Origin of the sequence: Sphingomonas koreensis, assembly GCF_002797435.1 — a bacterium.
Taxonomy (GTDB): domain Bacteria; phylum Pseudomonadota; class Alphaproteobacteria; order Sphingomonadales; family Sphingomonadaceae; genus Sphingomonas; species Sphingomonas koreensis.
This window is the reverse complement of sequence record NZ_PGEN01000001.1, coordinates 3,773,488-3,791,221: the sequence shown is the minus strand read 5'-3', so window position 1 is coordinate 3,791,221 and position 17,734 is coordinate 3,773,488. Positions and strand designations below refer to the sequence as shown.

Below are 17,734 nucleotides of genomic sequence, written 5' to 3'. Positions count from 1 at the left end.
GCGCCACGATTCACCCCATTGTCGGGATGACGAACGCGTTGCCGCCGTCCGGCGAACCGTCCGGCCAGCGCTGAGTGACCGTCTTCACCTTGGTGAAGAACTTGATCCCTTCCATGCCGTGCTGGTTGGTGTCGCCGAAGGCCGAGCGCTTCCAGCCGCCAAAGGTGTGATAGGCGACCGGCACCGGGATCGGCACGTTGATGCCGACCATGCCGACATTGACGCGCGCCGCGAACTCGCGCGCGGCATGGCCGTTGCGGGTGAAGATTGCGACGCCGTTGCCATATTGGTGCTCGCTCGGCAGGCGCAGCGCGGTCTCGAAATCGGGGGCACGGACGATCTGGAGCACCGGGCCGAAAATCTCTTCCTGATAGCTCTGCATCTGCGGAGTGACTCGATCGAACAAGGTCGGACCGACGAAGAAGCCCTGCTCATGCCCCTGAAGGGTGAAGCCGCGGCCATCGACGACCAGCTCCGCGCCCTCGTCGACGCCCATCTGGATGTAGCTTTCGATCTTCGCCTTGTGCGCGGCAGTCACGACCGGGCCGTAATGCGCCCCGGCATCGGTCGAGACGCCGACGCGCAGCGCCTCGATCGCGGGCAGCAGCTTGGCGCGCAGCGCATCGGCGGTCTTGTCGCCGACCGGCACGACCACCGGAAGCGCCATGCAGCGCTCGCCCGCCGAGCCGAAGGCGGCGCCGGCGAGGTCGTTGACGACCTGATCGAGATCGGCGTCGGGCATGACGATGCCATGGTTCTTGGCACCGCCCATCGCCTGGACGCGCTTTCCGGCTGCAACGCCGCGGCGATAGACATAGTGCGCGATGTCGGACGAGCCGACGAAGCTGACCGCCTTGATCTCGGGATGGTCGAGGATCGCGTCGACCATCTCCTTGTCGCCCTGCACGACTTGCAACACGCCTTCGGGTAGCCCGGCCTCAAGCATCAGCTCGGCGAGGCGAACGGGGACGCTCGGGTCGCGCTCCGAGGGCTTCAAGATGAAGGCGTTGCCGCAGGCGATGGCGACGCCGAACATCCACATCGGGATCATCGCCGGGAAGTTGAACGGGGTGATGCCCGCGACCACGCCTAGAGGCTGGCGCATCGAATAGACGTCGATCCCTGGCCCGGCGCCCTGAGTGTACTCGCCCTTGAGCACATGCGGGATGCCGCAGACGAACTCGATCACTTCGAGGCCGCGCTGGATATCGCCCTTGGCGTCGGCGATGACCTTGCCATGTTCGGAGCTGAGCAGATGCGCCAGCTCCTCCATGTTCTTTTCGATAAGCGCCTTGAAGTTGAACATGACGCGCGCGCGGCGCTGCGGGTTGGTCGCCGCCCAGCTGATCTGCGCCCTGACAGCATTAGCCATCGCCGCGTCGAGATCGGCCTGCGCGCCCAGCGTCACCTGTGCCTGTACCGCACCGGTATTGGGATCGAACACGTCGGAACGACGCGTGCCGGTCCCGGCCGTCGCCGCATTGCCGATGAAGTGCGAAATCTCACGGACCGCCGTCGCCATTTGAACCTCTCCAAGTTCTTCACCGCCATCCCCGCGAAGGCGGGGATCCATTCTGGCTGGCTTCGCGAGAGAGCCTCAGCACCCAATCGATGGATTCCCGCTTTCGCGGGAATGACGAACCATTAACTTTCTGCACCCGCGCCCACCACGCGAGCAACCCATCGACATGCAGGTAGAAGCTGCATATTTGCAGGCAATGGACTGGAGCGATCTGCCGATCTTCCTCGCGATCGCCCGCACCGGGCAGCTGGCAAAGGCTGCGCAAGCGCTGGAGATCGACGCTACGACGGCAGGACGGCGCCTGCGCAGACTGGAAAAGGCGTTGGGCGAGCGTCTGTTCGAGCAGGGCCAGGATGGCCAGTCGCTGACCCCGGCGGGCGAACGGCTGCTGACCCATGCCCGCGCGATGGAACGTGCCGCCGCCGCGATCGGCAGCCGCGACCCGGGCGGCGCCGTACGCGGCACGATCCGGGCGAGCGTGTCCGAAGGCTTCGGCACCTGGTTCGTCAGCCGTCATCTTGGCGATCTCGCCGACGCGCATCCGGGGCTGGCGGTCGATCTGGTCGCGACCAGCGGCTTCCTTAATCCGACGCGGCGCGAGACCGATGTCGCGGTGCTGCTCGCCCGCCCTCGCCGCGGGCCGTTGCTGACGCGCAAGCTCGCCGACTATGGGCTGCGGCTCTACGCCTCGACCGACTATCTTGCCCGCAGCGCGCCGCTCAACGCGCCTGACCAGCTGCGCGACCATCGCCTGATCGGCTATGTACCCGACATCCTCTACGCGCCCGAACTGCGCTATCTGGACGAGGTTCCCGGCGCGCCCGAGCCGCAGCTGCGATCGTCGAGCATCAACGCGCAATACCGGATGACCACGGCAGGCGCAGGCGTCGCGGTGCTGCCCTGCTTCATCGGCGACGCGGACCGCAAGCTGACGCGCGTGCTGCCCGATATCCGCATCCGGCGAAGTTTCTGGATGGTGACCCATGAAGAGACGCGGCACTTCCCCCATGTGGCGGCGTTCGCCGATTGGCTGACCGCGCTGGCGGGGCGGCATCGCGCGCAGCTGGAAGGTTAACCGCGAAAAGGCGCGAAAAACCGCCATTTGTCTTCAAACTGTCACGCCCGGATAAGGTCGCATTTACCCTGAGCGCCCTAGGTGGACGCCATGTTCCGCGCATCCGCAGCCCCGGTCGACCTGCCCCACGCCCTCACGATGCGGGATTGGCTGACCACGATCGAGCGAACCCCGCCCTTCCTTCGTCAGACCGATACGCTGTTCAAGGCGATCGACCTGTTCCAGACCAACATGGAGCTGCGCCTGCTCCCCGTGGTCGATAGCCGGCATCGCGCGATCGGCGCGGTGTTCGAGAAGGACGTGCGGCGCCTGCTGCTCAATCCATTCGGCCATGCGCTCATGCGCAACCCGGCCTATGGCAATGGCCTTGCAGCGCATATCCGCGCCTGCCCGACCGCCGAGGTCGATCAGGACCCTGGCGCGCTGATCGATGCCTATCGCGCCGCCAACGGGGCCGAGGGGATGATCGTCACGCATCAGGACCGGCTGTTCGCGGTGGTCGCCAACCGGCGCCTCGTCCATCTTGCATCGACCCGCGATCTCGCCGCCGCGCATGTGCGGGTCGAGCGAGCACAGCGGATCGAAGCAGCAACGGCGCGATTCGAGCGGCAGGTAGCGGGGCTCTCCCGCGCGCTCACCGATCTCGCCCGCTTCATCGCGGGCAACGCCAAGGAAACCGAGAGCCGGGCCGCCGACACCGGCGATCGCGCCGCGGCGGTCGCCGCCGCCGCCGGGCAGACCAGCCTTTCGATGCGCGACATCGCCGACCGGGGCCGTCTGCTCGCCGGCGCCTTTGCCGCGATCAACAGCGACACCGCACGCGCCAAGACCGCTGCGGCGGATGCGGTGGCACTGGTGAGTGCGGGCAGCGCGCGGATGGACGGGCTGATGCACTCGGCGCAATCGATCGACGCCGTGATCGGTCTGATCGGCGAGATCGCCAAACAGGTGAACCTGCTCGCGCTCAACGCGACGATCGAAGCCGCGCGCGCCGGCGATGCGGGACGCGGCTTCACCGTTGTCGCGAACGAAGTGAAGATCCTTGCCACTCAGGCCGGCGTCGCCGCCCAGCGCATCACCGCGCATGTCGAGGAGATTCGCGGCGGGATCGTCCAGGTCGCCGATGGCCATGCTCAGGTCGAGGCCGCGATCGCGGCGATGGCGCGCCTGTCCGACACGGTCGAGGACGCAGTCGGCACGCAGCGCGACACGACTAGCCTGATCGCCGCCACGGTCGAGGAAGCCGTCTCTGCAGGCGCGCAGATCCACGACGATGTCGAGGCGATCGGCGCGACCGCACGCTCGGCATCGAGCAGCGCGGGCGAGATGGGCGGCCTTGCCGGACGCATCCGTGCCGAAGCGGACGCGCTGGGGAATACGGTCAACGCGTTCCTTGCGGAACTGCGCGCGGCCTAGGGTCCTACGCCTCGAGCGCCTCCCCAATCACGGTGTAGACGCGCGCCAGATCCTCGTCCGAGATGCAATAGGGCGGCATGACATAGACGGTGTTGCCGAGCGGGCGCAGCAACACGTTGCGCTCGCGGAAGAAGCTCATCAGCCGCGGCCCGAGTACCGAGAGATACGCTCCCTGCGGTGCCTGCACCTCCATCGCGACGATCGTGCCCAATTGGCGCAGGTTGTTGACCTTCCCCGCCAGCGCACGGCTGTAGCTGCGCTGGCGGTGCGCCAGATGCGCGACCCGCTCGAGCACGGGTTCCTCGCGCCAGATGGCGAGGTTCGCGGCAGCGGCGGCGCAGGCGATGGGGTTGGCGGTGTAGCTCGACGAGTGGAAGAACATCTTCGAACGGTCCTTCGACCGGTGCGATTCGAAGATTTCGGGCGTCGCCATCGTCACCGCGAGCGGCAACGATCCCCCGGTCAACCCCTTGGACAGGCAGAGCAGGTCGGGCACGACCGCCGCCTGCTCGCACGCCAGCAGGGTGCCGGTACGGCCCCAGCCGGTCATCACCTCGTCCGCGATGAACAGCACGCCATGCGCCGCGCAAATCTCCCGCATCGCACGCAGCACGCCCGGCGGGTACATCTTCATGCCCCCGGCGCCGAGCACCAGCGGCTCGACGATCATCGCGGCGGGCAGCGGCGACTGGGCGCAAAGCTGTTCGAGCGCGTCGAGCGCGCGATACTCGTTCGCGCCTTCGGGAAACGGGATTGTGTCAACGTCGAAGAGCAACGGCGCATAGCTGCGGTTGAACACGCCGCGTGCGCCGACCGACATGCCGCCGATCGTGTCGCCATGATAGCTGCCCTGCATCACGATGATGCGGTGGCGCGGCTCCCCGCGATTGGCGAAATGGCCCAGCGCCATCTTGATCGCGACCTCGACGCTGGTCGACCCGCTGTCGGAGAAAAAGACATGGTCGAGCGGGCGCGGCATCATCGCCACCAGGTCGCGCGCGACCGTCTCGGCAGGTTCGTGGGTCCAGCCGGCGAAGATCAGCTGATCGAGCTTCTCTGCCTGATCGCGGATCGCTGCGACGATGCGCGGATTGCCATGGCCGTGCGTGGTCACCCACCAGGATGAGATCGCGTCGATCACCCGCCGCCCATCAGCGGTATGCAGCACCGCACCTTCGGCATGGGTCACCAGCGGCACCGGCTCGTTGAGGCCGTGCTGGGTGAAGGGGTGCCAGACCGGGGACTGCTTCATGCCAGATCTGCCAGATCGAGCGCCTGGGCTGCCGTGCGCAACCTCTCCGGCGTCAGCGGATCGAGCACGGGAATCCGCCCGAGCGAGCGGACCTTGCCCATCGCGCAGATCGTCGCCTCGCTGTCCGGCATCGCATTCCCCGAGAAGAGAATGCCACCTACCCATATTGAGCGTGCGCGCAAAGCTTCGACAGTCAGCAAAGTGTGGTTAATGGTTCCGAGGGTCGTGCGCGCGACGACCACGACGGGCAGCCCCCAGCGCGCGAATATATCCGCATAGACCAAGTCGCGGGTCAGCGGCACCAGTGCTCCGCCCGCCCCCTCGATCACCAGCCGACCGGGCGGTGGGGAGAGGCGGTCGAGATCGATCGTCGCGCCGTCGATCTCGGCGGCGCGATGCGGCGAGCAGGGCGTGGTCAACCGATAGGCCTCGGGCAGAACCTCGACGCTAGCGAGCCGCGCGACAACCTCGCTGTCGGTCTCCTCATCCAGCCCGGCCTGGACCGGCTTCCAATAGGACGCCCCGAGGCGCCACGCCAGCGCGGCGGCGGCGACCGTCTTGCCGACGCCCGTATCCGTTCCGGTAACGACGATCACTTCAGCGCATCCGCCAGCCGGTCGATATCGCCCTGAGTGACGTTGAGCGTCAGCGAGATGCGCAACCGCGCCGTCCCCGCCGGCACGGTCGGCGGGCGGATGCCGCGCACGTCGAAGCCCTTCGCCTGCAACGCAGCGGCACGCGCCATCGTCTCGGCGTCGCCGCCGACGATCAGCGGAAGCACCTGCGACCCGGTCGGGGTGACGCCGAGCGGCGCCAGCACGCGCTCGGCATGGGCGATCAGCCAGTGCAGCGTCTCGCGCCGCGCCGGTTCGTCGGCGACGATCCGCAGCGCCTCCCGTACCGCAGCCGCCATCAACGGCGAGGGCGCGGTCGAGAAGATGAAGGGACGCGCGCGGTTGACGAGGAAATCGATGAACACGCGCGCTCCGCACACCAGAGCGCCTTCGCATCCCAGCGCCTTGCCGCATGTATGCAGGGTGATGATGTTGGGCTGCCCCTCCAGCGTCGCGGCGAGACCGCGTCCGCCGTTGCCCCATATGCCGGTCGCATGCGCCTCGTCGATGATCAGCATGGCGTCATGCCGTGCCGCCACCTCGGCGAGCGCGGCAATTGGGGCGCGATCGCCATCCATCGAATACAGGCTCTCGACCGCGATCCAGGGTGTGCCGGCGCCGCCCTGCCCCCGCCATGAAGCGATTGCGTCGTCGACCGCCTGCGCGTCGTTATGTGCTGCCGCCACGGACGGTGCGCGCGACAGCTTGAGGCCATCATGCACGCTGGCATGGATCAGCGCGTCATGGACAATCAGGTCGCCGGGCTGCGGCAATGTCGCGAGCAGCGCCACATTTGCCGCAAAGCCGGTCGAGAAGAACAATGCAGCCTCGGCGCGAAACATCGCCGCGGCCTCGGCTTCTAGCGTTGCGATCTCCGGATCGTTGCCGCGCAGCAGTCGCGATCCCCCCGATCCCACGGCAAGCCCGCGGTCGAGCGCCGCCGCGACCGCGTCTCGCAGCCTTTGGTCGTTAGCCAGGCCGAGATAGTCGTTGGAGGCGAAGTCGATGCCGGTCCGTGGCGTCAGCGAGCGGTAGCGGCCCGCGTTTCGCAACCGCTCCAGATCGCCGCGATGGAAATCCCCGCTCACTCGACGCCGGCGCGCTTCAGAAGGGCCTCGGCTTGCTTGAGGTGCGGGGCGTCGATCATCTTGCCGTCGAGTTGGAGGGCACCCGCCTCCGGATTGGCCGAAAACGCCGCGACGACGCGCTGGGCGTGTGCCACGGCCTCCTCGGAAGGCGTGAAGGCAGCATTGATAATCTCGATCTGAGCGGGGTGGATCGCCATCATGCCCGTAAAGCCGTCGCGCATCGCCCGCGCGCAATAGGCCTTGAGCCCGTCAAGGTTACGGAAATCGGGATAGACGGTCTCGATCGCGCGCACGCCGGCGGCATGGGCACCGAACAAGGTCAGCGCACGAACGATCTCATAGGGTGACGTGTAGCTCCCGTCCTTCTCGCGTGAGGAGACCGCACCGATCGCCGCGGGCAGATCCTCGGCGCCCCAGGTGATCCCAGCGAGGCGCGGCGAGCAGCCGGCATAGCTGCCCAGGCCGAACACCGCAGCCGGAGTCTCGGTCGCGATCGGCAGGATACGCGCGGCGATCCCGCCCAGCATCGCATCGAGCGAGGCGACATCGGCGCCATTCTCCGCCTTGGGTAGCACAATGCCGTCGGCACCATGCGCGGCGGCGAGGTCATCCTGCGTCATCCCCGAATCGAGCGGATTGATCCGTACCCAGTGGCTGACCTCGCTGCGAGTCTCCGCCAGGAACTTCGCCACTGCCAGCCGCGCAGCACCCTTGTTGGCTGGAGTCACCGAATCCTCCAGGTCCAGAATCAGGGCATCGGCACCGCTGGCGAGTGCCTTTTCCATCCGGTCGGGCCGGTCACCAGGAACGAACAGCATGGAACGCAGCTTCATCGGGTACCTCTCTTTGCGCTGCCCCATCCGCCCGATTGCGTGGAAGTTCAAGAAGGGACTTGAACCACAAGCCGCCCGCATCCTATGGCAGCGCTCACCCGAGCGGGTGTAGCTCAATGGTAGAGCAGAAGCTTCCCAAGCTTACGACGGGGGTTCGATTCCCCTCACCCGCTCCAGTTCCCCCTGATCCGCACGCGCGAAATTGGAACGCAGATGCGCCTATTGAGTACCGGGCGACGCAAGGCATTGATCGCGCTTTCCGTGCTGACGCTGGGCGCGGGCGTTCTCACCGCCTCCCACTTCGCCACGCTCCAATCCACGCCCGCTCAACCGCCCGAGGCGACCGCGAATGGCGAGGTGCATCGGCCCGAAACCCCAGCACGCGTCGATTACATGCGGCTAGAGGCACGCATTGCGCGACTGATGCAGGAGCCGGATATGGCCGGCCTTGCGGTCGGGACGGTCGAGAACGGGCAGGTCCGCTTCGTCAAGGGTTTCGGCGAGACGGTCGCGCATAGCGGCACCGCCGTGACCCCGGACACGGTGTTCCGCTGGGCATCGGTGTCCAAGGGCGTCGCCTCTGCGCTGGTGATCAAGCTTGTCGAGGAAGGGAAGCTGTCGCTCAACGCGCCGGTGGCGTCGTTGAACACGACGCTGACGCTGCCCGGCGATTGGAGCAACGTCACCGTCGCCAACCTCTTGTCGCACCGCGTCGGGCTGGTCCGGAACGCTTGGGACGACCGGCTGGAAGCGGGTGACGACCCGAGGGCTTTGCGCGCCGCGCTGGGCACCCTGCCCGTCCATTGCCCGCCGGGAACCTGCTACGGCTATCAGAATATCGCCTATGACGCCGCGACCGAGATCGTCGAGAACGCGACCGGCGAGGACTATGCCAGCCTAGCGCGCAAACGCCTGTTCGAGCCACTGGGGATGCGCAACGCCAGTATCGGCCGCGCGGGGCTGCAAACCGCGACAAGCTGGGCGCAGCCGCACCGCAAGGGCAAGGCGCTCGTCACGGTCAACGACGCCTATTACCGCGTGCCCGCCGCGGGCGGGGTCAATTCGTCGATCCGCGACCTGCTGATCTGGATGCAGACGCAGATGGGCAATGCGCCAAGCGTGCTGTCACCGGCCGCGCTCGAAACCATGCACCGCGCCCGCGTCCCGACGCCGCCGCATGGACCGCGCGGGCCGATGGATCGCGCGCTGACGGACGCATCCTACGGATTGGGCTGGCGCAGCTTCGTCTATGCCGGCCACCCGCTGGTCGGGCATCGCGGATCGGTGGACGGCTATGGCTCGCTCGTTCTGTTCGACCCGGCTGACAAGAGCGGGATCGTGATGCTGTGGAACAGCAACACGGGCAAGCCGGCGCGATTGCAGCTGGAGTTCTTCGACCTGCTTTATGGCTTGCCGTTCACGGACTGGCTCGAGTTCACCGCACCACCGGGCGCTTCCGCGACGCCCACGGCCGGTGCTATACAGGCCCCGCCTAGATCTCGATAATCCGCTGCCCCAGCCGTTCGGCTTCGACGGGATCGTGAGTGACCATCAGGATCGGGAGCGCCGCTTCGTCGCGCAGTCGCTCGATCACTCGCGTCACCTCTTCGCGCCGCGCGCGGTCGAGCGACGAAAGCGGCTCGTCGAGCAGCAGGAAGCGCGGCTTGGCCAGCAGCGCCCGCCCGATCGCCACGCGCCGCGCCTCGCCGCCCGAAAGCGAGCGTGGCCAGCGGTCGAGCAGATGCGCGATATCGAACCGGGCCGCCAGATCGCCCAGCCCGGACGGATCGCCGCCCGCGCCGTAGAGCAGGTTCGCGCGGACGCTGAGATGCGGGAACAGCCGCGCATCCTGGAACACATATCCGGCGCGGCGGCGCTCAGGGGGAACATCCTCGCCGATGGCCGCATCGAACAATGTCTCGCCGCCGACGCGCACATGGCCCGTGTCCGGCTCCAGCAGCCCCGCGACCATGTCCAGCACACTGGTCTTGCCGACGCCCGAGGGGCCGAACAGCACGATGATCCCCTCGCCGCCTTCGATCCGGCAACTGATCTGCGCATCGCCCCGGCGCTTCTCGATCGCGATGTCAAAGGACATGCACGCCCCGCCCTGCCCGGCGCGCGAGCAGTTCCGACGCCACCAGCGCCGCGAGCGACAGCGCGACCGAGATCAGCGCCAGCCGCAGTACCTGCGCCTCGCCATCGGGCGTCTGGAGCGCAGCATAGATGGCGAGCGGCAAGGTCTGGGTCTCGCCCGGCACGTTGGAGACGAAGGTGATCGTCGCCCCGAATTCACCCAGCGCCCGCGCGAAGCCGAGCACCGCTGCGGCCAGCACGCCGGGAAGCGCGAGCGGCAGGGTGATCGTCCGGAACACCCGCTCCCGGCTCGCGCCCAGAGTGCGCGCCGCATTCTCCAGCCGCCGATCGACCGCCTCGATCGACAGGCGCATCGCGCGCACCATCAGCGGCAGCGCCATCACCCCCGCCGCGATCGCCGCGCCCGTCCAGCGGAACATGACGCTGATCCCGAACCAGTTCTCGAGCCAGCCGCCCACCGGGCCCGCGGGCGCGAAGGCAAGCAGCAGCAGCCAACCGGTCACCACCGGCGGCACGACGAGGGGCAGATGCACCAGCCCGTCGATCAGGATCTTTCCCGGAAAGCGCGTGCGGGCGAGCAGCCAGGCGAGTGCGAAGGCAATCGGCAGCGTGACGACGGTCGCGACCAGCCCGACCTTGAGCGACAGAGCGACGACCGGCCAGATACCGCCTTCCAGCATCAGCGCCGCGAGAAACCGAAGCGGAAGAAGATCGCACGGCCTTCGCCCGACAGCAGAAACCGCCGAAAGCCTTCCGCCTCGGGGTGCGTTGAGGTCTTCAGCCGCGCGAGCGGATAGACAATCGGCGGGTGGCTCGATTGCGGGAACACACCCGCGACGCGTACCCGCGCCGAAGCCCGCGCGTCGGTTGCGTAAACGATGCCATAAGGAGCCGCGCCACGCTCGACCAATGCCAGCGCCGCGCGCACATTCTCCGCCCGAACCAGTTGCGGCGCGGCCTTGCCCCAGAGCTTGAGTTTACGCAGCGCCTCCTCGGCATAGCGCCCCGCCGGCACCGACGCCGGATCGGCCACCGCGATCCGCCCGCGCAGCATCGCTGCCAGCGGCCGCCGCTCGGCCAGGGTAGTCGCCCGCGCGACCAGCACCAGCCGGTTGCCGAGAAACGGCGCGCGCGTGGCCGGCGCGAGCATCGCCCGCTGATCGAGGAAATCCATCCACTCCAGATCCGCCGACACGAACAGATCCGCCCGCGCACCCGCCGTCACCTGCCGCGCCAGCACAGAGGATGCGGCGAACGAGATCACCGGCCGTGGATGCCCCTTGTGCGCCCAGGCATCGGCCGCGGCGGTCATCGATTCCTGCAGGCTCGCCGCCGCCAGTACCAGCGGCCCGTCGCGCCCCTGCGCCGCTGCCGGGATCGCCGCCAGGCCCAGCCCTAGCGCGAGCCCGATCAGCCAGCGGCGCGCGATGCGCATTGCGGCTATTCCACCGTCACCGACTTGGCGAGGTTACGTGGCTGGTCGACATCGGTGCCCTTGGCGACTGCGACATGATAGGCGAGCAGCTGGACGGGCACCGCGTAGACGATCGGCGCGATCAGCGGATGGACCTTGGGCATGGTGATGGTCGCGATGCATCCGTCACCCGCCGCCGCGATCCCGTCATAGTCGCTGATCAGCACGACCTTTCCGCCACGCGCCTGCACTTCCTGCATATTGCTGACGGTCTTCTCGAACAACGGCCCCGATGGCGCGATCACGATCACCGGCACATTCTCGTCGATCAGCGCGATCGGCCCATGCTTCATCTCGCCCGCGGCATAGCCTTCGGCGTGGATGTAGCTGATTTCCTTGAGCTTGAGCGCACCTTCCAGCGCCAGCGGATAGTCGGTCCCGCGCCCCAGATAGAGCACGTCACGCGCACCAGCGACCGCACCTGCCATTCCCTCGATCGCTTCGTCATAGGCGAGCGCGGCGTTGAGCGCGGCCGGCGCCTCGGCCAGATGCCGGACGATCTCCTTCTCCTCGGCCGCGTCCATCCGCCCCTTCGCCTTGGCCAGATTGGCAGCAAGCGCGGCGAGCACCGCGAGCTGGCAGGTGAACGCCTTAGTCGACGCGACGCCGATCTCCGGCCCGGCATGGGTGGGTAGCAGCAGGTCCGCCTCGCGGGCCATCGTGCTGGTTGGCACGTTGACCACGGCGGCAATCGTCTGCCCCTCCGCCTTGGCGTGGCGCAAAGCGGCGAGCGTATCGGCGGTCTCGCCCGACTGGCTGATGACGATCATCAGCCCGCCATCCTCCATCACCGGCGCGCGATAGCGGAACTCGGAGGCGACATCGATGTCGACCGCGACGCGCGCAAACTGCTCGAACCAGTATTTGGCGACCATCCCGGCATAATAGCTGGTGCCGCATGCCACGATCGTCACGCGCTTGACCGAAGACAGGTCGAAGTCGGGGATCGGCAGCGTCACCGTATCCTCGAGCCGCTGGAGATAACCGCGCAGCGTCTGCGCCACCACGATCGGCTGCTCGTAGATCTCCTTCGCCATGAAGTGGCGATGATTGCCCTTGTCGATCAGCTGGCCCGACGCGCCCGAGTTGACGATCGGCCGATCGACCGGATTGTTATCGACATCATAGACCTGAACGCCCGAGCGGGTCAGCACGACCCAGTCGCCCTCCTCCAGATACGAGATGCGCTGGGTCAGCGGGGCAAGCGCCAGTGCGTCGGAACCAAGATAGGTTTCATCGTCGCCATAGCCGACCACCAGCGGCGAGCCGAGCCGCGCGCCGATCAGCATGTCGGGATATTGGCGGAACAGGATGGCCAGCGCGAAGGCGCCATGCAGCCGCGGCAGCACGCCCTTCACCGCCTCGACCGGATCGACGCCATTCTCGACCTGCTCGCTCACCAGATGCGCGACGATCTCGGTGTCGGTCTCGCTCTCCAGCTTGCGGCCCCGCGCCAGCAGTTCCTCGCGCAGCGGCTTGAAATTCTCGATGATCCCGTTGTGGACCAGCGCCACCTCGCTCGTCGCGTGCGGATGGGCGTTATTGGTGGTCGGGCCGCCATGCGTCGCCCAGCGCGTGTGTGCGATGCCGACATGGCCGGGCAGCGGATCCGCCGCCAGTTCTCGACCGAGGTTGATCAGCTTGCCCGACGCGCGGCGGCGATCGATCGCGCCGTCGACGATCGTTGCGATGCCCGCCGAGTCATAGCCGCGATATTCGAGACGCTTGAGCCCGTCGAGCAGCCGGTCGGCGACATCTTCCTTGCCCAGGATTCCGACAATTCCACACATTTCAGTTCATCCCCAGCCGCATCAGTGCGGAAAATTGGTATCGACGAAGAACCGGGTAAATTCCTCCGGGTCGGGCGCGCGCCCGTTCGCCGCGACGAACCGGGCATGGCCGCTGTCCCAGACCTGGCGGATTGCACCCGCCATGCCTTCGGGGAACTGCATCCGCGCCACCACGATCTCGCGCCAATCGCCCTGTTCGCCGAAGATCTCGCGGAACTTCGGCGTCATCTCGATCAATTGCGCATCCTGATCGGGATCGAGATGCCCGATCGCATCGAGCACATAGCAATCGACCAGACGGAGGAAGGGCTTGCCTTCGTAGCGGTCACTCATTTCGTTGCCTTCCTCGCCTGCATCATCGCTCTAAACCGCTTCGCCCAGCCAGGCTTGGCCACCTGTTCGGGGCGCACCAGCGCCAAAGCATCGGCCTCGACGTCCTTGGTCACCACCGCGCCCGCCGCCACGATCGCGCCCTCGCCGATCGCTACCGGCGCGACCAATGCGCTGTTCGACCCGATGAAAGCGCCCGCGCCGATCCGCGTGCCGTATTTGAAGAAGCCGTCATAGTTGCAGGTGATGGTCCCCGCGCCGATGTTCGCCCCAGCGCCGACCTCAGCATCGCCCAGATAGGTGAGGTGATTCGCCTTCGCCCCCTTGCCCAGCACCGTCTTCTTGGTCTCGACGAAATTGCCGATCTTCGCCTTCTCGCCCACTACCGTGCCGGGGCGCAGCCGGGCATAGGGGCCGATCTCGGCGCCGGTCGCGATGCTTGCGCCCTCGATATGGCTGAAGGCGCGGATATTGACGTCATCCGCAACCGTTACCCCCGGGCCGAACACGACATTGGGTTCGACGGTCACATCGCGGCCCAGCACCGTATCATAGGCGAACCACACCGTCTCCGGCGCGGTCAGCGTCACGCCTTCGGCCATCGCCCGCGCTCGGCGCACCTGCTGCCAAGCAGCCTCCACCGCCGCCAGATCGCTGCGACTGTTCACCCCGGCCACTTCGGCCGCATCGGTCTCGATCACCGCCGCACCGCGCACATGCGCGTTGGCAAGCTCGACGATGTCAGTCAGATAATATTCGCTCGCGGCATTGTCGTTGCCCAGCCGGTCGAGGAGGGCAAACAGGTCGGCCGATCGCACCGCCATCAGGCCGGAATTGCACAACGTCACCGCGCGCTCCTCGGGTGAGGCGTCCTTATATTCGACAATCTTCTCGATCCGGCCGCCGCCGTCGACGATCACCCGGCCATAGGCGGCGGCATCGGCAGGGCGGAAGCCAAGCACCACCACGCTGGGCGCGTCGGACTCGTGCAGCCGACCGACCATCCGACGCATCGTCTCTTCGGTCACCAGCGGCACGTCGCCGTAGAGGACCAGCACGTCGCCGTCGAAGCCAGCCAGTGCCTCGCGCGCCTGCATGACGGCGTGACCGGTCCCGAGCTGTTCGGCCTGATGTGCGCTGGCCACGCCATGCGGCGCCACCGCGGCCTCGACCTGCTCACGGCGCGCGCCGACCACCACCACCGCCCGCTCGGGCGACAGGCTGGCGACAGTATCGATCAGATGCAGCAGCATCGGCCGCCCGGCAATCGGGTGCAGAACCTTGTGCAGATCCGACTTCATCCGCGTGCCGCTGCCCGCGGCCAGGATGACAGCGGCGATGGGTGATGTGGTCATGGTCGAAATCGGCCTCCAGTCGCGCGCCCCTGCCACGATCATATTGCAATTTCCATAGCTGGGCAGGCATTTGCGCCGATATGACCAATTTCCCTTTCGACATTGTCGGCTTCGATCTCGACGGCACGTTGTTCGACACCAGTGCCGACCTCGCCGCCGCGACCAATCACGCGCTTGCGCTGGCGGGCCGGCCTCTGCTTTCCCTCGACGCGGTCAAGTCGATGCTTGGCCGGGGCGCCAAGCATATGCTCGAACAGGGGCTTGAGGCATCGGGTGGCTATGACGCGGAAACGATGAGCCGCGTCTATCCCGAACTGCTCGATTACTATGATGCCAATCTGACGCGCGGCACGGTCGCCTTCCCCGGATTGATGGCCGCGCTGGACGATCTCGACTCGCGCAGCGTGAAGGTCGCGATCGTCACCAACAAGTTCGAGCGGTTCGCGACGAAGCTGGTGGCGCAGCTTGGCCTTGATCATCGCTTCGCCTGCGTGATCGGCGGCGACACGATGGGCAAGGGCAACGCCAAGCCCTCCGCCGCGCCGATCCACGAGATGATCGCGCGCTGTGGCGGCGGGCGCGCCGCGTTCGTCGGCGATTCGATCTACGACATCCAGGCAGCGAAAAACGCCGGCATTCCGTCGATTGCCGTCAGCTTCGGCTTCCTGATGCAGCCGGTCGAGGAACTAGGCGCGGACGCGGTGATCGACGGCTATGACGAGCTGGTTCTCGCGCTCATCCAGCTGGGCGGCGCCTGCTAGCTATTTTTGGCTTTCCGCCATTTCGTCCACAGGTGCCGCGCCAGCATGAGCGGCGGCATCCGCAGCCAATGGCCGCGCAGGTAGAAGGCCAGCTCGGTCAGCTTGCGCGTCGGCCGGCCCCAACCGTCGCGGGCGAGCAGGCGGCGAACATAGAGGCGATCGACCAGCTTCAGATCCGCGCCTTCGCCGAAAAGATAATCCGAGAGACGTAGCGCCCGCTCCACCTCGCGTGTCAGGCCGTGCTGCGCAGCGCAAGCGGCGAGCTCCAACCCGAACTCGGCGCTCCCGAACTCCTCGGTCAGGCAGCGGATATCCCACAGGTTGCGCAACCCGCCCTGCAAATCGCCATCCGCGAACAGATGTGCGGCGGCATGGACCACCATCCCCTCGGGCGGCAGCACGAACAGCCCGTTCTCCAGCGCGACGCGGCTCTCGATCAGCGCCGCCGCGTCGGGCGTGATCCGCGCGGTGAGCGGCAGGATCGTGTGGTGGACGTCGATCATCCGGTCGCGCTCGCGGTGGATCAGCGGCGGCAGCTCGTGCATCCAGCGGCGGTAATAGTCGTCGTCATAGGGATCGGGCTTCACCCATTCCCATCCCGCCGCGATCAGCGCCGCCTCGGCGTCGCCGATCCGCTCACGCGGCACGAGGATATCGAGATCGCCGATCTGGCGTCCCTGCCCCGCCGACAGCCCTGCCGCGACGAACGCCGTGCCCTTGAGCAGCACGACGGGCATTCCGGTCGGGGCGAGTGCACGCCGCGCCATCTCCGCCTCCCACAGCGCGACCAGCCGCCCCTGCTCGACCGCCGCGCGCGCATCCCCCAGCACGCGGCGTGCCGCGTCGGGTATCCTCAGCCCCTCGACGCGCCAGGCCAGTGTCCCGATCAGTTGCTCTGCCCGCGCGGCGGCGAGCAATGTCGTCCAGCTCGCCGCATTCAGCCCCTCGACCGAGGCAGGGTCGCGCAACGCCTGTGCGAGCAGCACCCCGCTCATGCGAGTTCGCTCCACAGCCGTTCGACCGTCGCGATCGCGGTGCGGGTGTCGGGATAGTCGATCGCCCGCGCCGGCACGTCGCGCACCAGCCCGGTCAGCGCATCGAACCCGGCTTCGCCCAGCGCGACGTAGTTGGTCGATGCCTGGGTCAGGCGCACGAAGCATTCGCTCGGAAACACCTCGCGCTCGGCCGGTTCGAAGCCGAAGGAGGGAAACAGCACAAAAGCGGGCTTTGCCGGTTCGGCCATCGCTGCGATCGACCGGGCGTCTGGCACCAGATGCCGGATCGTGCCCTTGGGCGTGCCCTCCAGCAACGGCCCCCAGCGCCCGCCCTTCGCCTCGCGCGCCATCACACCGATCGCGTCGTTCTTGAGGCTGATCAGCCGCGGAAAGCCATGTACCAGCCCCGTCGCGGGGTCGAGCAATGCAAACTCGTCCCCCAGAAGGCGCCACCCGCGCGTCATCAGCAACGCCGCCAGCGTCGACTTACCCGCCCCGGATTCGCCGGTCATCAAAAGCACCTTGCCGTCGCGCTCGACCGCCGAGGCATGCAACAGCAGATAGCGGCGCTGGCCCAGCGCCATCTGCAGGTTCATCGCCATCTCCGCCGCCAGGAGCCCCTGTGCCAGCGGCAGCGGAGCGGCGTCCGGGATAACGAAGTCCCCGCCGATCTGCACCGACGGCCGCACCCAGCGCCGCCAGAAGCGCGCAGCGAACAGGCGCACGTTGAAGTCCGGGATGCCGTCCTGTGGGGCAGGATAGTCGCGATACAGGTCTTCCAGCGCCGCAACCGGCGCGCGCCAATCGCTGCCGACGCGGAAGCCCACCGGGCCGATGCGGAGTTGCGTCGAATGGCGCATCAGACCGTCTCGACCAGACCTGCGGCGACCAGTTCGTCAAGCCGCGCCGCCAGTGCAGCGCGATCCGGATCGATCAGGTCATGTGCCGCCGCGAGCGCGGTCAACGTCTCATCGAGCGTAAGCGATCGGCCACCAAGTGTGTCGAGCAGTTCCGGCACCGGCGCATCGACGACATGCGTGATTCCCGATGATCGATGATAGACCAAAGTCAGGACATCGAGCGGTACGATCCGAAGCGTCGCGGCGGGCGCGGCGCGATAGCGAGTCACGGA

Annotated in this window: 18 protein-coding genes and 1 tRNA gene; 5 read left to right on the top strand and 14 right to left on the bottom strand. The window is 67.3% G+C overall.

Going from position 1 to position 17,734, the window contains the following annotated elements:
* Positions 1-10: 10 nt before the first annotated feature.
* Entirely contained in the window at positions 11-1,522 is a 1,512-nt protein-coding gene (locus BDW16_RS18150) for a CoA-acylating methylmalonate-semialdehyde dehydrogenase (RefSeq protein ID WP_066574625.1), read from the bottom strand.
* A gap of 196 nt (positions 1,523-1,718) precedes the next feature.
* On the opposite strand from BDW16_RS18150, the gene BDW16_RS18145 reads away from it, so the two are divergent.
* On the top strand, positions 1,719-2,597 hold the full coding sequence (locus BDW16_RS18145; RefSeq protein ID WP_126004064.1) for a LysR family transcriptional regulator: 879 nt from the start codon (positions 1,719-1,721) through the stop codon (positions 2,595-2,597).
* A 90-nt stretch (positions 2,598-2,687) separates the two neighbouring features.
* Positions 2,688-4,013 carry a methyl-accepting chemotaxis protein gene (locus BDW16_RS18140; RefSeq protein ID WP_066574629.1) on the top strand — a complete coding sequence of 442 codons (1,326 nt, stop codon included), beginning with the start codon at positions 2,688-2,690 and terminating at the stop codon, positions 4,011-4,013.
* 4 nt (positions 4,014-4,017) lie between these two features.
* On the opposite strand, the gene BDW16_RS18135 is transcribed toward BDW16_RS18140, so the two are convergent.
* Genes BDW16_RS18135 through BDW16_RS18120 form a run of 4 tightly spaced genes read right to left on the bottom strand, consistent with a single transcriptional unit; the run spans position 4,018 to position 7,800 of the window.
* The gene (locus tag BDW16_RS18135; RefSeq protein WP_066574633.1) at positions 4,018-5,265 is read right to left on the bottom strand and encodes an adenosylmethionine--8-amino-7-oxononanoate transaminase; all 1,248 of its coding nucleotides are present in this window, start codon (positions 5,263-5,265) and stop codon (positions 4,018-4,020) included.
* On the bottom strand, positions 5,262-5,861 hold the full coding sequence (gene bioD / locus BDW16_RS18130; RefSeq protein WP_066574635.1) for a dethiobiotin synthase: 600 nt from the start codon (positions 5,859-5,861) through the stop codon (positions 5,262-5,264). Before bioD ends, BDW16_RS18135 begins: the two co-directional genes overlap by 4 nt.
* Positions 5,858-6,967 carry an 8-amino-7-oxononanoate synthase gene (locus tag BDW16_RS18125; protein ID WP_066574638.1) on the bottom strand — a complete coding sequence of 370 codons (1,110 nt, stop codon included), beginning with the start codon at positions 6,965-6,967 and terminating at the stop codon, positions 5,858-5,860. Before BDW16_RS18125 ends, bioD begins: the two co-directional genes overlap by 4 nt.
* Positions 6,964-7,800 (bottom strand): HpcH/HpaI aldolase/citrate lyase family protein, encoded by an 837-nt coding sequence (locus BDW16_RS18120; protein ID WP_066574641.1) that lies wholly within the window; start codon positions 7,798-7,800, stop codon positions 6,964-6,966. The genes BDW16_RS18125 and BDW16_RS18120 overlap by 4 nt, the downstream gene beginning before the upstream one ends.
* A 102-nt stretch (positions 7,801-7,902) precedes the next feature.
* Between BDW16_RS18120 and BDW16_RS18115 the strand changes: the two genes are divergently transcribed.
* Together BDW16_RS18115 and BDW16_RS18110 are read left to right on the top strand one after the other, a co-directional pair.
* Positions 7,903-7,976: transfer RNA gene (locus tag BDW16_RS18115), tRNA-Gly, on the top strand.
* 37 nt (positions 7,977-8,013) lie between these two features.
* Positions 8,014-9,306: a serine hydrolase domain-containing protein gene (locus BDW16_RS18110; RefSeq protein ID WP_083954186.1), complete on the top strand. Its 1,293-nt coding sequence runs from the start codon at positions 8,014-8,016 to the stop codon at positions 9,304-9,306.
* On the opposite strand, the gene BDW16_RS18105 is transcribed toward BDW16_RS18110, so the two are convergent.
* Genes BDW16_RS18105 through glmU form a run of 6 tightly spaced genes read right to left on the bottom strand, consistent with a single transcriptional unit; the run spans position 9,293 to position 14,846 of the window.
* On the bottom strand, positions 9,293-9,898 hold the full coding sequence (locus tag BDW16_RS18105; protein ID WP_066574645.1) for an ATP-binding cassette domain-containing protein: 606 nt from the start codon (positions 9,896-9,898) through the stop codon (positions 9,293-9,295). The two genes, BDW16_RS18110 and BDW16_RS18105, sit on opposite strands and share 14 nt — an antisense overlap.
* Positions 9,888-10,577, bottom strand: coding sequence for a molybdate ABC transporter permease subunit (modB, locus tag BDW16_RS18100; RefSeq protein WP_066574653.1), 690 nt, complete (start codon positions 10,575-10,577; stop codon positions 9,888-9,890). The genes BDW16_RS18105 and modB overlap by 11 nt, the downstream gene beginning before the upstream one ends.
* Positions 10,577-11,332 (bottom strand): molybdate ABC transporter substrate-binding protein, encoded by a 756-nt coding sequence (gene modA, locus BDW16_RS18095; protein ID WP_066574656.1) that lies wholly within the window; start codon positions 11,330-11,332, stop codon positions 10,577-10,579. Before modA ends, modB begins: the two co-directional genes overlap by 1 nt.
* Before the next feature lie 5 nt (positions 11,333-11,337).
* Complete coding sequence (gene glmS, locus BDW16_RS18090) at positions 11,338-13,161, bottom strand: glutamine--fructose-6-phosphate transaminase (isomerizing) (protein ID WP_066574658.1); 1,824 nt, start codon at positions 13,159-13,161, stop codon at positions 11,338-11,340.
* Between the two features lie 21 nt (positions 13,162-13,182).
* The gene (locus BDW16_RS18085; RefSeq protein WP_066574660.1) at positions 13,183-13,494 is read right to left on the bottom strand and encodes a hypothetical protein; all 312 of its coding nucleotides are present in this window, start codon (positions 13,492-13,494) and stop codon (positions 13,183-13,185) included.
* On the bottom strand, positions 13,491-14,846 hold the full coding sequence (glmU, locus tag BDW16_RS18080) for a bifunctional UDP-N-acetylglucosamine diphosphorylase/glucosamine-1-phosphate N-acetyltransferase GlmU (RefSeq protein WP_066575005.1): 1,356 nt from the start codon (positions 14,844-14,846) through the stop codon (positions 13,491-13,493). Before glmU ends, BDW16_RS18085 begins: the two co-directional genes overlap by 4 nt.
* A gap of 80 nt (positions 14,847-14,926) precedes the next feature.
* On the opposite strand from glmU, the gene BDW16_RS18075 reads away from it, so the two are divergent.
* A complete protein-coding gene (locus tag BDW16_RS18075; RefSeq protein ID WP_066574662.1) occupies positions 14,927-15,607 on the top strand; it encodes an HAD-IA family hydrolase in 681 nt (226 codons plus the stop codon).
* Here BDW16_RS18075 and BDW16_RS18070 read toward each other — a convergent pair.
* Genes BDW16_RS18070 through BDW16_RS18060 form a run of 3 tightly spaced genes read right to left on the bottom strand, consistent with a single transcriptional unit; the run spans position 15,604 to position 17,731 of the window.
* Positions 15,604-16,602: a nucleotidyltransferase domain-containing protein gene (locus BDW16_RS18070; RefSeq protein WP_066574664.1), complete on the bottom strand. Its 999-nt coding sequence runs from the start codon at positions 16,600-16,602 to the stop codon at positions 15,604-15,606. The two genes, BDW16_RS18075 and BDW16_RS18070, sit on opposite strands and share 4 nt — an antisense overlap.
* Positions 16,599-17,462, bottom strand: a complete 864-nt coding sequence (locus BDW16_RS18065) for an HprK-related kinase A (protein ID WP_066574666.1) — start codon at positions 17,460-17,462, stop codon at positions 16,599-16,601. Before BDW16_RS18065 ends, BDW16_RS18070 begins: the two co-directional genes overlap by 4 nt.
* Positions 17,462-17,731, bottom strand: coding sequence for an HPr-rel-A system PqqD family peptide chaperone (locus BDW16_RS18060; RefSeq protein WP_066574667.1), 270 nt, complete (start codon positions 17,729-17,731; stop codon positions 17,462-17,464). Before BDW16_RS18060 ends, BDW16_RS18065 begins: the two co-directional genes overlap by 1 nt.
* Positions 17,732-17,734: the final 3 nt, after the last annotated feature.

Excerpts from the sequence above, each read along its gene's own strand:
- BDW16_RS18150 (WP_066574625.1), bottom strand. The coding sequence starts at position 1,522 with ATGGCGACGGCGGTCCGTGAGATTTCGCACTTCATCGGCAATGCGGCG.
- BDW16_RS18145 (WP_126004064.1), top strand. The coding sequence starts at position 1,719 with ATGGACTGGAGCGATCTGCCGATCTTCCTCGCGATCGCCCGCACCGGG.
- BDW16_RS18140 (WP_066574629.1), top strand. The coding sequence starts at position 2,688 with ATGTTCCGCGCATCCGCAGCCCCGGTCGACCTGCCCCACGCCCTCACG.
- BDW16_RS18135 (WP_066574633.1), bottom strand. The coding sequence starts at position 5,265 with ATGAAGCAGTCCCCGGTCTGGCACCCCTTCACCCAGCACGGCCTCAAC.
- BDW16_RS18120 (WP_066574641.1), bottom strand. The coding sequence starts at position 7,800 with ATGAAGCTGCGTTCCATGCTGTTCGTTCCTGGTGACCGGCCCGACCGG.
- BDW16_RS18110 (WP_083954186.1), top strand. The coding sequence starts at position 8,014 with ATGCGCCTATTGAGTACCGGGCGACGCAAGGCATTGATCGCGCTTTCC.
- BDW16_RS18105 (WP_066574645.1), bottom strand. The coding sequence starts at position 9,898 with ATGTCCTTTGACATCGCGATCGAGAAGCGCCGGGGCGATGCGCAGATC.
- modB (WP_066574653.1), bottom strand. The coding sequence starts at position 10,577 with ATGCTGGAAGGCGGTATCTGGCCGGTCGTCGCTCTGTCGCTCAAGGTC.
- modA (WP_066574656.1), bottom strand. The coding sequence starts at position 11,332 with ATGCGCATCGCGCGCCGCTGGCTGATCGGGCTCGCGCTAGGGCTGGGC.
- glmS (WP_066574658.1), bottom strand. The coding sequence starts at position 13,161 with ATGTGTGGAATTGTCGGAATCCTGGGCAAGGAAGATGTCGCCGACCGG.
- BDW16_RS18085 (WP_066574660.1), bottom strand. The coding sequence starts at position 13,494 with ATGAGTGACCGCTACGAAGGCAAGCCCTTCCTCCGTCTGGTCGATTGC.
- glmU (WP_066575005.1), bottom strand. The coding sequence starts at position 14,846 with ATGACCACATCACCCATCGCCGCTGTCATCCTGGCCGCGGGCAGCGGC.
- BDW16_RS18075 (WP_066574662.1), top strand. The coding sequence starts at position 14,927 with ATGACCAATTTCCCTTTCGACATTGTCGGCTTCGATCTCGACGGCACG.
- BDW16_RS18070 (WP_066574664.1), bottom strand. The coding sequence starts at position 16,602 with ATGAGCGGGGTGCTGCTCGCACAGGCGTTGCGCGACCCTGCCTCGGTC.
- BDW16_RS18065 (WP_066574666.1), bottom strand. The coding sequence starts at position 17,462 with ATGCGCCATTCGACGCAACTCCGCATCGGCCCGGTGGGCTTCCGCGTC.